Source organism: Staphylococcus kloosii (genome assembly GCF_003019255.1).
GTDB classification, from domain to species: Bacteria; Bacillota; Bacilli; order Staphylococcales; family Staphylococcaceae; genus Staphylococcus; species Staphylococcus kloosii.
The window spans coordinates 272,925-287,018 of the sequence record NZ_CP027846.1 but is presented as its reverse complement, the minus strand read 5'-3'; the positions used below and the strand labels follow the sequence as shown (position 1 = coordinate 287,018).

Genomic DNA, 14,094 nt, shown 5'->3' with positions numbered 1-14,094 from the left:
TCCTTCAAAAAATCAGTTCATTGTTTTAGAAATCTAAGTTAGCATAGACTGCATTGTCTTCAATAAACTGTCTACGGTTTTCCACGACGTCACCCATTAACATTTCAAATGTTTGATCGGCGTTAATTGCATCTTCCAATGTCACTTGTAACATTGAACGATTTTCTGGATTCATTGTAGTTTCCCACAATTGGTCCGCATTCATCTCACCTAAACCTTTATAACGTGCTATAGACCATTTAGGTGATGGGTCTAATTCAGCTTTAAGCTTATCTAATTCACGCTCATTAAAGACATAATATTTTTGTTTACCTTGCGTTAATTTGAACAATGGTGGTTGCGCGATATATACATAGCCCGCTTCAATTAACGGACGCATGAAACGATAGAAGAATGTTAATAATAGCGTTCGAATATGCGCACCATCGACATCGGCATCTGTCATAATAATAATCTTGTGATAGCGTGCTTTACTTAAATCAAACTCGCCGCCAATGCCAGTACCAAATGCAGTAATCATTGAACGAATTTCATTGTTGTTTAAAATTCTATCGAGACGTGCTTTTTCAACGTTAAGAATTTTACCACGTAACGGTAAAATCGCTTGTGTTTCAGAGTCACGACCTGATTTAGTAGACCCCCCGGCAGAGTCACCCTCTACGATAAAGATTTCACTACGGTTAGGATCTTTACTTGAACAGTCTGCAAGTTTACCTGGTAAGCTTGAAACTTCTAAGGCAGTCTTACGACGTGTAACTTCACGCGCTTTTTTAGCAGCAATTCTTGCTCGAGATGCCATAATGCCTTTTTCAACAATAATGCGTGCTACATTAGGATTTTCGTAAAGGAAACGTTCGAATAGTTCAGAGAATAATTTATCGACAACTTGACGTACCTCAGAGTTACCTAATTTCGTTTTTGTTTGTCCTTCGAATTGAGGATCACCGTGTTTAATTGATACAACGGCAGTTAAACCTTCTCGTGTATCTTCACCTGAAAGTCTATCCTTGTCCTCTTTGATAATTTTACTTTTAATGCCATAACTATTTAAAACACGAGATAACGAGCGTTTAAATCCATCTTCGTGCGTTCCACCTTCATACGTGTGGATATTATTGGCATAAGTTAATAAGTTCGTTGCGAAGCCGTTATTATATTGTAAAGCTATCTCTACTTCGATATCATCTTTTGATTCATGCACATATATAGGCTCTGGATGAATAGGCTCTTTGTTTTCGTTAAGCATTTCTACGTATGATTTAATACCACCTTCGTAGAAATAAGTATCTTCACGTTGATTGCCGTCTTCGTCTTTCTCTGATTCACGTTCATCTCTTAACGTAATTGAAATACCTTTATTTAAAAACGCTAGTTCTCTAATACGTTGTTGTAATGTTTCGTAGTTATAAACAGTCGTTTCTGTAAAGATTGTAGGGTCTGCTTTAAAACGAATAACAGTACCTGTATTATCATCGTCTGTTTCTCCAACGACTTTTAAGTCAAACTGCGGAATACCTTTTTTATAAGCTTGGTGATATATTTTATTGTCTATGTGTACATAAACTTCTAAATCTTCGGATAAAGCATTTACTACAGATGAACCTACACCATGTAAACCACCTGATACTTTATATCCGCCACCACCGAATTTACCGCCGGCGTGAAGTACAGTTAAAATAACTTCGACTGCTGGACGTCCCATTTTTTCTTGGATACCTACTGGAATACCACGTCCGTTATCTGTTACTTTAATCCAATTATCTTCTTCAATCACAACTTCAATTTGGTCTGCGTAACCAGCCAATGCTTCGTCAATACTGTTGTCGACGATTTCCCACACTAAGTGGTGAAGTCCTTTTTCTGCAGTAGAACCAATATACATCCCTGGTCTTTTACGTACCGCTTCTAGACCTTCTAATACTTGAATTTGCCCAGCATCATAATTTTCCGTGTTGTTCACATCTGACAATGTGTTCACCTTCACTTTCTGTTACTTAATAATTTCGCCTTGATTAATACGATATGTTTTCGCATTCGACATGATTTCGTGGTCTATGCCATCTATTGATGTCGTAGTAACGAATGTTTGTACTTTGTGCTGTATTGTACTTAACAAATGTGATTGACGTGAATTATCTAATTCACTCAATACATCATCAAGTAATAATATAGGGTATTCACCCACTTCAATACGCATTAACTCTATTTCTGCTAGCTTAATTGATAAAGCAGTCGTCCGCTGTTGACCTTGTGAACCATATGTTTGAGCGTCCATGCCATTAACATCAAACGCTAAATCATCTCTATGCGGCCCAAATAGGCATACGCCTCGGTCCTTCTCACGCTCCATATTATCGTTAAGCATGGTTAAGACTTCCTCGGTCAGGTCAGTCTCACTTTTATTAACATCGGATAGCTTTAAACTCGGTAAATAGCGTAAACCTAAGCGTTCTCGATCATCAGTTATACCAGCATGAATAGGTTGCGCAAGTGATTCTAATTCTTCAATAAACTTTTCACGACGCAAAGTGACTTTCAACGCATATGTAGCAAATTGTTGATTTAATACTTCTAGCATAGTGCTATCTGTCTTTTGCCCATGTTGTAATTGCTTTAAGTAATTATTCTTTTGTTTGAGAATACGTTGATATTGCGCTAAATCATTTAAATAAACGGCTGATATTTGCCCTAATTCCATATCGATAAAGCGTCGTCTGATTTGTGGAGATCCTTTGACGATATTTAAATCTTCAGGCGCAAATAACACCACATTTAAATGACCAACATATTGTGTTAGTCTACTTTGTTCTAAGTGATTGATTTTAACTTGTTTACCTTTTTTGGTGATAAACATCGTAAGTGGCATTTCACCATATCTGTAACTTAACTCTCCCTCTATTTTAGCATACTCCTTGTCAAAACGTATGAGTTCTCTGTCATTAGATGTACGATGACTTTTAGCGAGCGCCAAAGTATAAATGGATTCGAGTAAATTGGTTTTACCTTGCGCATTTTCCCCAATTAAAATATTAACTTCTGAGTGGCAATCTAACTCAATCTGCTCGTAGTTACGATAGTTTTCTAGTTGGAGTGAGGTTAATTTCATTCTGCACCTTGATGTAAAATGAGAAATGAACCTACTTCCGGTATATCTATTCTATCTTGGTGGTTCAGCTTTTTACCACGACGTGTCTCTAGCTCGTCGTTAAGAAATACTTCGAATTCATTTAAAAACCATTTAGCTTGGCCTCCAGATTCGATAATACCTTCAGTTTTGAGAAATTGTCCTAAAGTGATGTCACCATCAACAACTATTTCTTCAACCAAATCAATCACTCCATTTCATTTCTTTAAGGTCATCTACTTATTATACCTTTTTTTAAGCAAAATTTCATGTAAAACAAGGCTAAAATGAATAGTTATTTTGAATTTTAATTTAGTGTGCTAAATATGCGCTGAAAACATTAATTTTTACTGTATTTCAACGATTTTTTGTCGTATTGTTCAATGCGGTAATTATCTCTCTTTTAATTGCTTTGTAGTCTGTAATATTTTCGATACGTTTTTGGTTAATATATAACACCGGTACATGGTCTATATTAAGTTGATGTGCTAACCCTTGACGATGATTCAGTGCTTTCGGTTTTTTAATTAACTCTTGCAATGTTTGAGCAGCTTCGTGATCTAATTTCAGTTGATCTATGAGTGGTAATAAATGTTGTTGATAATGAGCTGTAGTTGTTTTATTTAATTCAGAGGCTTTTGGAGAAGCAGTAAATATTTTGTGATGTAAATCCCAATATTTATATTTATTAAGCGTATATAGCTTCTGAGACACGTTAGAATTAATATTTGATATTTCATTGGAGAATGGTACGTCTATGTATTGAAATTGTACCTGTGGATTATTTTTAAAATCTTTTTCTAATCGCAAAACGATATCACGATCAAATTGTTTACAGTGCGAGCATAAATAATTACCAAATTGCGTTATTGTCACACTTGCTTTGTTATGTCCCCATGATGGAATTACCTGCTTTGTCGTATTAATCGCTTGGGCCAAGCGTTTACCTTCTTTGTTTAAATTTAAATGCTGTTTGGATTGAAAGATGACAACCGCTGCTAAAATGACGGCTATAAAACTCAACAAAAAAGTAACTCGTTTTCTAGAATACAATTAAAATCACCAACTTTAATAACTTATTTTACTAGTTACACGTTATAGTGCCCCGATTTACTCTAAAAAACGCAAAAAAATAGCACTCCAAAGTGTTAACTTCGAAGCGCTATGATTTATTTCAAATTAATAAGTTCTGATTGGTAAAATCAATTGTGTTACTGAATCATCGTCTTTAGGTTTTAAAATAAATGGTTTCATTGTGCCGAAAAATTCAACTTCAACCTCGTCATTATCGATGGCTTTTAGTGCATCCATCATGTATTTAGAGTTGAAAGAAATTTTTAAGTTGCCACCATCTACATTACTTGCCTCTACTTCTTCTTTTACGGTACCTATTTCTGGTGAAGTTGATGATAATTCGACTAATTCATTACCAGTACTTAATTTAATAACGTTATTGCCGCCTTCTCTTGCTAATAAAGAAGCACGATCAATAGCATGATAAAATTCACCGTTGTTTACGCCTAATTTGATTTCAAAGTTCTCTGGGAATAAGCGAGAAGTATCTGGATAATGACCTTCTAATAAGCGTGAAATAAAGTTCACATTACCAACTTTGAATAATACTTGGTTGGATGCGAAGAATATATCTATATCATCATCGCTGTCACTCATAATTTTATTTAATTCAGATAATGCCTTACCTGGAATGATGACATTTTTATTTTCGCTATCTTCTTCTAAGCCCACTTTTCTTACTGCCAAGCGGTGTGAGTCAGTAGCAGTGCATATTAATTCATTATCTTGTATAAGCCAGTTCACACCAGTTAGTACTGGGCGTGTTTCTGAGGTGGACACTGCGAAATTTGTTTGTGCAATGATGTTTTTTAAGACTTTTACTGATAATTGGATAGCATCTTCGCGTGATACTTCCGGTAGTAAAGGATATTGATCTGGATCTAAACCACTTAAATTAAATTCAGAATGACCTGAAGTAATTAACGTTTGGAATTGGTCATTTGTTGATAATTTTACTTCTTTGCCTGGAAGTTTTTTAATGATATCAACGAAGAAGCGGCCTGGTAATACGACTGAACCTGTTTCAGCAATAGTAACAATATCTCCTCCATCAACTTGTTTAGGTATTGTAATTTCGATAGATATTTCTGAATCAGAACCTGTAAGTATTACGTCGTTTTCTTTAGTGTCAATTTTAATACCAGTTAATATTGGTAATGTTGTTCTTGGTGAGATGGCTTTTAGTGCATCATTAAGTTGGTTTATGAAATAGTCTCTTCTAATAGTGAATTCCATCTTTAATTTAAACTCCTTCCAGTCGTTTATATATAAATTATATAGGTTTTAAAACCGTAGTAATAGTAGTAGGGCCTGTGAATTAGTGGATAAGTCTAATAATCTTTTTGGTGACAAAGTTTAGCTTGTGTGGATAAACTGTGTACACTGTGTATGACTTATTCACATTACCCACAGATAACAAAATTAATAATACGCTATTTTTATTCCTCATAACAGGTATTTTTAATCTGTATTAGTACAGTTTTTTATTGATTTCTTATTTCTTTTTCAAGATTTTCTACTTCTTGTTTAAAAGTTGGATCATTTTTTGTGTCGTTGCTAATTTTTTCATGAGCGTGAATAACAGTTGTGTGGTCACGGCCGCCAAATTCTTCCCCAATTTTAGGGAGTGAAAAATCGGTTAATTCGCGTGATAAATACATTGCTATTTGTCGTGGATAGGCGATAGATTTAGTACGTTTTTTGGCACTAAAGTCTTCGATACGTACGCTATAATAGTCACCGACAACTTTTTGAATATCCTGAATCGTAATCTTTTTAGATTTAGGTGCTTGAATAATATCTTTAAGTGCTTCAGCAGTTAATTCAGTAGTTATTGATTGGCCGTGTAGTTTTGAAAATGCGAGTACACGTGTTAACGCCCCTTCAAGCTCACGAATATTTGATTGAATTTGATTTGCAATATAAGTTAATGCTTCTGTCGGTATATTTAAGTTCTCTTCCTCTATTTTCTTTTGCAATATTGCCATTCTTGTTTCGTAATCAGGAGGCGTAATATCAACAATTAGTCCCCATTCGAAACGTGAACGTAAACGATCTTCAAGTTTTGAAATTTCTTTAGGTGGTCGATCACTAGAAATAACAATTTGTTTATTAGCTTGATGAAGTTCATTAAAAGTATGGAAAAATTCTTCTTGAGTTTGTTCTTTATTTTGAATAAATTGAATATCATCTATTAGCAATACATCAATGTTTCTATACTTTTCTCTAAATCGTTCTGTTTCGTTATCACGAATAGATTTAATGAACTCGTTCGTAAATTTTTCGCTTGATGTATAGATTACTTTTGCATTTGGATTGTTGGCCAAAACATAATGTCCAATGGCATGCATTAGATGGGTTTTACCTAGTCCAACGCCCCCATAAATAAATAATGGATTATATGCTTGAGCTGGTGCTTCGGCTACTGCCAAACTTGCAGCATGCGGGAATCTGTTCCCAGGTCCAATTACGAAAGTATCAAACGTATTATGTGTGTTAAATTGTTCTCCACTCACCGTTGCTATATCAACACTTTGTGGCTGCTTTTTTTCCTCTTTATCGACAACAGTTGGTTTGTCGTCCATCGATTCAAGTTGATTTTTTGAATAGAATTTTGGTGTAACTTCTTCTCCAATCGTTTTATATAGTAATGATTGGACTATTTCAGCATATTTCGTATTTAACCAATTAGCTACGAAATCCTCGTCTGTCACGATAATAGCTTCATTATCACGTAAAGCGTGAATTTCAGTATCTTTTAAAAATGTAGTGTAACTTGTTTCACTAATTTCTTCTCGAGCTAATGAAAGTACTTTCTCCCAGATTTCTTGTTCTGACATAATAACTAACTCCATATTCCATAAATTTTCGACTTATACACAGAAAACACATACGTGGATAAAAATAATCACAACATGTTGATAATTATCCACAAGTTAATAACAATCAGTGGATAACTTTTCACATATCATGATTTATACACAGCTTTTTGTACATAATCTAATAAAATAAACCCTATATCTATCAATATTTGATGACTTATCCACATAATTATACTTTTTAACAGCGTAACCTGTCAAATGGCTGTGAATATGTTAGTAAATATCCGAATAACTTGTGAAAATGTAACATATTATCCACAGTTTTTCCATTTAGAATTGTGTATAAGTGGATAAATCAAAATAAACCCTATTTTACTGTTTACTACAGTTTGGGAAATAAAGTATATTATTTGTATGGAAAATGAATAATAATGTTCGTGTATTTAAAAATGCTGTTAATTCGAGGTTTGAACGTTCGGTTTTTCTGCAATGCAACATTTAATAGAGAGTATTTGAGCCATAGTGACTCAATTGATCAATTAAAATTGTGCTTGCTTTATAAATTAGAATTTGTTATATTTTAGTAGTTGCTTGAATTATGACTAGAAATTAGTAGAGTTAAATCAAGACTAATTAGCAGAAACGTATACTTAATTTATCTATATAATAGTTAGATAACTGAATAAAGATGGAGGTGTTTTTGCATGGTAAAACGTACTTATCAACCAAATAAACGTAAACATAGTAAAGTTCATGGTTTCAGAAAACGCATGAGCACTAAAAACGGACGTAAAGTCTTAGCACGTCGTCGTCGTAAAGGCCGTAAAGTTTTATCTGCATAAGATCACTGACTCATCAGTGGTCTTTTTTTTGGTTTTAATTAGCTGTTTCAGTGATTAGAATTTTGTTATTATACGACTATATAATGAAGATTAAATATAACGAGTAGTTAATATTTGATATATAATTTTTAATTGAAGATATGGACGGGCGAGTGATTGTGAGTGGAAAAAGCTTATCGTATTAAAAGAAATAAGGATTTCCAGTTTATTTATAAAAATGGAAAATCTGTCGCAAATAAGCAGTTTGTTGTATATATTAAACACAAACAAGAGTTGGAACATTTTAGGCTAGGTATAAGTGTATCTAAGAAGTTAGGTAATGCTGTTGTGAGAAATAGAATAAAGAGGGGAATAAGAGAGAACTTTAAAATACATAAAGACGATATTATTCCTGTAGACATAATAGTTATTGCAAGGCAGCCAGCTAAAAATATGACTACATTAGAAATGCAATCAAGCTTAGAACACGTGCTTAAAATAGCTAAAGTATTCAACAAAAAGATTAAGTGATTTTAGACTGTCGCATGTCTTACTTCAGACAAACCGAAGACTAACTGATTAATTAACAGTCAATATGTTAGCTTTTTCTAAAGAAAATCTTTACAATATTACAGTAATAAATTATGTGATAAGGAGGCGAGAAGGATGATGGAATTAGACACGATTACTAGTATCTCTACACCGATGGGGGAGGGTGCTATAGGTATTGTACGTTTATCAGGCGTAAACGCAATTGAAATAGCAGATAAATTGTACCGTGGTAAGCAAAAGTTAGCTGATGCACAAACACATACGATTAACTATGGTCATATCATTGATCCAGAAACAGATGAGGTTGTAGAAGAAGTAATGGTTTCTGTATTACGTGCTCCGAAAACTTTTACGAGAGAGAATATAATAGAAATTAACTGTCACGGCGGCATATTAACTATTAACCGCGTACTAGAATTAACAATGACTCATGGTGCACGCATGGCAGAACCTGGTGAATTTACGAAAAGAGCATTTTTAAATGGCCGTATTGATTTATCTCAAGCTGAAGCGGTTATGGATTTTATACGTTCTAAGACGGATCGTGCTTCTAAAGTCGCTATGAATCAAATTGAAGGCCGTTTAAGTGATATGATTAAGCGACAGCGTCAATCCATTCTCGAGATCCTTGCACAAGTTGAAGTGAATATTGATTATCCTGAATATGACGATGTCGAAGACGCAACGACAGAATTTTTACTTAATCAGTCTCAACAAATTAAAGGTGAGATTAATAAATTACTAGATACAGGTACGCAAGGTAAGATAATGCGTGAAGGTCTATCTACAGTAATAGTAGGAAAGCCTAATGTAGGTAAGTCTTCGATGTTAAATAACTTAATTCAAGATAATAAAGCTATCGTAACTGAAGTGGCAGGTACGACGCGAGATACTTTAGAAGAATATGTTAATGTTCGTGGCGTTCCGCTTCGTTTAGTAGATACAGCTGGTATAAGAGATACTGAAGATATTGTTGAACGTATCGGCGTAGAACGTTCTAGGAAAGCACTTAGCGAAGCAGATTTAATCTTATTTGTCTTAAATTATAACGAACCATTAACACATGAAGATAAACAATTATATGAAGTAATAAAAAATGAAGACGCCATAGTCATTATTAATAAGATGGATTTAGAACAAAATCTAGATTTAGATGAAGTACATGAGATGATAGGGGAGACACCTCTTATAGAAACCTCAATGTTAAAACAAGAAGGTATAGATGAATTAGAAATACAAATTAGAGACTTGTTCTTTGGTGGAGACGTGCAAAACCAAGATATGACTTACGTTTCAAATTCACGCCACATTTCGTTACTAAAGCAAGCACGTAATGCGATACAAGATGCAATTGATGCAGCAGAATCAGGAGTGCCTATGGATATGGTACAAATTGATCTGACGAGAACTTGGGAAATTTTAGGTGAAATTATTGGAGAATCGGCTAGTGATGAACTTATCGATCAATTATTTAGTCAGTTCTGCTTAGGAAAATAAAAGGAGGAAATAACTTATGGCTCAAAAATATGATGTCATTGTAATTGGAGCCGGTCATGCTGGAATAGAAGCAGGTTTAGCATCAGCTAGACGTGGTGCAAAAACGTTAATGTTAACGATTAATTTAGACAATATTGCGTTTATGCCTTGTAATCCATCAGTTGGTGGACCGGCTAAAGGTATTGTTGTTCGTGAAATCGATGCATTAGGTGGCCAAATGGCAAAAGCTATTGACCGTACACATATTCAAATGCGTATGCTCAACACAGGTAAAGGTCCAGCAGTACGTGCGTTACGTGCACAAGCGGATAAAGTATTATATCAACAAGAAATGAAACGCGTGATTGAAGAAGAAGATAATCTTGAAGTAATGCAAGGTATGGTCGACGATTTAATTATTGAAGACGAAGTAATCAAAGGTGTGCGCACAAATATTGGTTCAGAATACTATGCAGAAGCAGTTATCGTAACAACAGGTACATTTTTACGCGGTGAAATTATTCTTGGTAATATGAAATATTCAAGTGGTCCAAACCACCAATTACCTTCAGTAACATTAGCTGATAATTTAAGAGGTTTAGGTTTTGAAGTTGTTAGATTTAAAACGGGTACGCCACCACGTGTTAATGCTAAAACAATCGATTACGATAAAACGGAAATTCAACCAGGTGATGATGTAGGTAGAGCGTTTAGTTTCGAGACGACTGAATATATATTAGATCAATTACCATGTTGGTTAACTTACACAAATGAAGAAACGCATAAAGTTATTGATGATAATTTACATCTTTCAGCAATGTATTCAGGCATGGTTAAAGGTACGGGTCCTAGATACTGTCCGTCAATTGAAGATAAATTTGTACGTTTCAATGATAAACCACGCCACCAATTATTCTTAGAACCAGAAGGTCGTTCAACTAATGAAGTATATGTCCAAGGACTATCTACAAGTTTACCTGAACATGTACAAAGACAAATGTTAGCTACAATTCCTGGTTTAGAACGTGCTGATATGATGCGTGTAGGTTACGCTATCGAATACGATGCGATTGTACCAACACAACTATGGCCTACATTAGAAACTAAGAAAATTAAAAACTTATATACTGCTGGTCAAATTAACGGTACGTCTGGTTATGAAGAAGCGGCTGGACAAGGTATTATGGCTGGTATTAATGCAGCAGGCAGAGTACTTGGTAAAGAAGAAACAATCTTAAGTCGTTCTGATGCATATATCGGTGTACTTATCGATGACTTAGTAACTAAAGGTACGAACGAACCTTATCGTCTATTAACTTCTCGTGCCGAATATCGTTTACTATTACGTCATGATAATGCAGATTTACGTTTAACAGATTTAGGTTATGAGTTAGGCATGATTTCAGAAGAACGTTATGCACGTTTTAATGAAAAACGTGATTTAATTAAAGCCGAACAAGATCGTTTAGCGTCAATCCGTGTTAAACCACATGAACGCGTACAAGAAATAATTGAATCTCACGGTGGTTCAATTCTAAAAGATGGTATTTTAGCTATTGAATTATTACGTCGTCCTGAAATGACTTATGATATTATTTTAGATATTTTAGAAGAAAGTCATAAGTTACCAGCAGACGTTGAGGAACAAGTTGAAATTCAAACTAAATACGAAGGTTATATCAACAAATCATTACAACAAGTTGAAAAAGTAAAACGCATGGAAGAGAAGAAAATTCCTGAAAACATCGATTATTCTAAAGTAGAAAGCCTAGCGACAGAAGCACGTGAAAAACTTAAAGAAGTTAAGCCATTAAACATTGCCCAAGCATCACGTATTTCTGGTGTTAATCCTGCAGATATTTCTATTTTATTAGTGTATTTAGAACAAGGAAAAATCCAAAAGGTGGATAATTAACATGAGTATACAATGGTTAACTGACCAGTTGGCAAAGCAAGATATAATTTTATCTGAACAACAGCAACAGCAATTTCAAAAGTATTATGAACTGCTAGTTGAATGGAATGAAAAAATGAATCTTACGAGTATCACAGACGAACATGACGTTTATTTAAAACATTTTTATGATTCAATAGCGCCGAGTTTTTATACTGATATGGATAAAGATTATAGTGTTTGTGATGTTGGTGCTGGTGCAGGTTTTCCTAGTATTCCATTAAAAATCGTTTACCCTGAGTTGAAAGTTACAATTGTTGATTCTTTAAACAAGCGTATTCAATTTTTAAATCATTTAGCAGCTGAACTAGAATTAGAGCAGGTAAGCTTTGTGCATGATCGTGCTGAAACATTCGGTAAAGGAGACTGCAGGGAGTCTTATGATATTGTGACAGCGAGGGCCGTTGCACGACTTTCAGTGTTAAGCGAGTTATGTTTACCACTTGTTAAAAAAGGCGGTCGATTTATAGCATTAAAATCGACCAAAGGTGATGAAGAATTAGATGATGCTAAATTTGGTATTGGCATTTTCGGTGGTAAGCTAGAACAAATGATTTCGTATGAATTACCAGAAGATGCTGGTGAACGACAAATGATGATTTTCGAAAAACGAAGTCTAACACCTAAAAAATATCCTAGAAAACCAGGTATGCCGAATAAATCACCATTAACAAAATAGTAGCAATAACAACTAATTTAGAGGGAGCGCATTAATTATGAAAAAACCTTTTTCTAAATTATTTGGTTTAAAAAATAAAGATGACATCGTTGGTTATATCGAAGAAGAGTACAATAATAATGTTGAGTCTATACACATTGAACGCATCGTCCCTAACCGTTATCAACCAAGACAAGTATTTGAGCCAAATAAAATAAAAGAACTTGCAGAATCAATAGCTGAACATGGCTTACTTCAACCTATTGTTGTGCGTCCAATTGAAGAAGATATGTTTGAAATTATTGCTGGTGAACGTCGTTTTAGAGCGTTACAATCATTGCAACATACGCATGCCGATGTGATTATTCGTTCGCTAGATGACGAAGAGACTGCAGTCGTAGCTTTGATTGAAAATATACAACGTGAAAATTTATCTGTGATTGAAGAAGCGGAAGCGTACAAGAAATTACTAGATATTGGTGATACTACGCAACACGAGTTGGCTAAAAGTGTTGGGAAGAGTCAAAGTTTTATCGCCAACAAATTAAGATTATTAAAACTTGCGCCTAAAGTGATAGAGCGATTACGTGAAAATAAAATTACAGAACGACATGCACGTGCGTTACTAAGCTTATCTGAAGAAGATCAAGCTGAGATGGTAGAACAAATAATAAGCCAAAAGTTAAACGTTAAGCAAACAGAGGCACGTGTAAAACAAAAGGTTGGCCCTGAAAAAGTTAAAGCACAGAAATTTCAATTTTCTAAGGATTTAACACAGGCACGTGACGAAGTAGGTAAAAGTATAGAAGCAATAGAAAAATCAGGTATTCAAGTTGAACATAAAGGCAAAGAATACGATGATTATTATGAAATTAAAATTAAATTATATAAATAGGCATTTTAAGAGCTCTAATTTTCCGTATGCGAGAATTAGAGTTCTTTTATTTTAGAAATATTTGTTATGGTATAAAATAATTTTTTATTATTATTGACTTGTTATATGTAAGCCATTAAATTTAATTTAAGAAACTGACAACAGCACTGAATGAACAGAAAATGAGGGATGATTGAAATGAGAATTAGGCTTACTAGGCAGCAATTGATATATTTTATTATTATGTATATCAGTGATTTAGTAATTACATATTTTATAACTAAGAAGATGATAACCGATGAAATTAATAAATTATTAGGAGAAGACATAACTACTGAGCTAATTATTGATATTATAGCCATAATCGTAATAATTATTGCCGCGGTCTTCATAATAGTCCAAGCAGTGATTTATAAATTTATAGTAAAAGTAATTGGTGAAAAGAGAAAGTTCACTTTAGGAGTTAATCTATATTTAATCATGCTGTCAGTCTTACCAGGTACTATTATGATGTTCGTTATGGTTATGATTTTTAATAATATAACTGATCAATCAAATATTTGGATTACTTATATCACGAGTATAACGAGTGCGTTAATTTACTGTATATTATTATTGTGCTTTGATTTAATAGCTAAGAAACAAATGTACATTCTTTTATCTGTATTATTATTTGTAAATATAGTATTCAGTAGTTTAACTTTTATATACTTCTAAAATTAAGATTATAAGAAACAAG

13 protein-coding genes are annotated in these 14,094 nt (G+C 33.9%); 7 read left to right on the top strand and 6 right to left on the bottom strand.

The genetic code is table 11. The annotated features are described in order from the left end of the window. Positions 1–25: 25 nt before the first annotated feature. From gyrB to dnaA, 6 genes are all read right to left on the bottom strand, one after another. Complete coding sequence (gene gyrB, locus C7J89_RS01495) at positions 26–1,978, bottom strand: DNA topoisomerase (ATP-hydrolyzing) subunit B (protein WP_371860694.1); 1,953 nt, start codon at positions 1,976–1,978, stop codon at positions 26–28. A 12-nt stretch (positions 1,979–1,990) separates the two neighbouring features. Further along, positions 1,991–3,106, bottom strand: coding sequence for a DNA replication/repair protein RecF (gene recF / locus C7J89_RS01490; protein ID WP_103294554.1), 1,116 nt, complete (start codon positions 3,104–3,106; stop codon positions 1,991–1,993). Continuing rightward, the gene (gene yaaA, locus C7J89_RS01485) at positions 3,103–3,336 is read right to left on the bottom strand and encodes a S4 domain-containing protein YaaA (RefSeq protein WP_172458996.1); all 234 of its coding nucleotides are present in this window, start codon (positions 3,334–3,336) and stop codon (positions 3,103–3,105) included. Before yaaA ends, recF begins: the two co-directional genes overlap by 4 nt. A 145-nt stretch (positions 3,337–3,481) precedes the next feature. Further along, positions 3,482–4,150, bottom strand: a complete 669-nt coding sequence (locus tag C7J89_RS01480) for a DsbA family protein (protein WP_159031762.1) — start codon at positions 4,148–4,150, stop codon at positions 3,482–3,484. A 153-nt stretch (positions 4,151–4,303) separates the two neighbouring features. Beyond that, on the bottom strand, positions 4,304–5,434 hold the full coding sequence (gene dnaN / locus C7J89_RS01475) for a DNA polymerase III subunit beta (protein ID WP_103294556.1): 1,131 nt from the start codon (positions 5,432–5,434) through the stop codon (positions 4,304–4,306). 248 nt (positions 5,435–5,682) lie between these two features. After that, positions 5,683–7,038, bottom strand: a complete 1,356-nt coding sequence (gene dnaA, locus C7J89_RS01470; protein ID WP_103294557.1) for a chromosomal replication initiator protein DnaA — start codon at positions 7,036–7,038, stop codon at positions 5,683–5,685. A gap of 686 nt (positions 7,039–7,724) precedes the next feature. On the opposite strand from dnaA, the gene rpmH reads away from it, so the two are divergent. The 7 genes from rpmH (at position 7,725) to C7J89_RS01435 (ending at position 14,072) form a co-directional block, all read left to right on the top strand. Beyond that, positions 7,725–7,862 (top strand): 50S ribosomal protein L34, encoded by a 138-nt coding sequence (gene rpmH, locus C7J89_RS01465; RefSeq protein WP_000240855.1) that lies wholly within the window; start codon positions 7,725–7,727, stop codon positions 7,860–7,862. Positions 7,863–8,024: 162 nt separating this feature from the next. Further along, on the top strand, positions 8,025–8,372 hold the full coding sequence (rnpA, locus tag C7J89_RS01460; protein WP_103294558.1) for a ribonuclease P protein component: 348 nt from the start codon (positions 8,025–8,027) through the stop codon (positions 8,370–8,372). 138 nt (positions 8,373–8,510) lie between these two features. Then, the gene (mnmE, locus tag C7J89_RS01455) at positions 8,511–9,890 is read left to right on the top strand and encodes a tRNA uridine-5-carboxymethylaminomethyl(34) synthesis GTPase MnmE (RefSeq protein ID WP_103294567.1); all 1,380 of its coding nucleotides are present in this window, start codon (positions 8,511–8,513) and stop codon (positions 9,888–9,890) included. A 16-nt stretch (positions 9,891–9,906) separates the two neighbouring features. Next, entirely contained in the window at positions 9,907–11,784 is a 1,878-nt protein-coding gene (mnmG, locus tag C7J89_RS01450) for a tRNA uridine-5-carboxymethylaminomethyl(34) synthesis enzyme MnmG (protein ID WP_061854147.1), read from the top strand. A 1-nt stretch (position 11,785) separates the two neighbouring features. After that, positions 11,786–12,502 carry a 16S rRNA (guanine(527)-N(7))-methyltransferase RsmG gene (gene rsmG / locus C7J89_RS01445; protein WP_103294559.1) on the top strand — a complete coding sequence of 239 codons (717 nt, stop codon included), beginning with the start codon at positions 11,786–11,788 and terminating at the stop codon, positions 12,500–12,502. Positions 12,503–12,539: 37 nt separating this feature from the next. Then, complete coding sequence (noc, locus tag C7J89_RS01440) at positions 12,540–13,376, top strand: nucleoid occlusion protein (protein ID WP_103294560.1); 837 nt, start codon at positions 12,540–12,542, stop codon at positions 13,374–13,376. Positions 13,377–13,553: 177 nt separating this feature from the next. Then, a complete protein-coding gene (locus C7J89_RS01435; RefSeq protein ID WP_103294561.1) occupies positions 13,554–14,072 on the top strand; it encodes a hypothetical protein in 519 nt (172 codons plus the stop codon). Positions 14,073–14,094 lie beyond the last annotated feature (22 nt).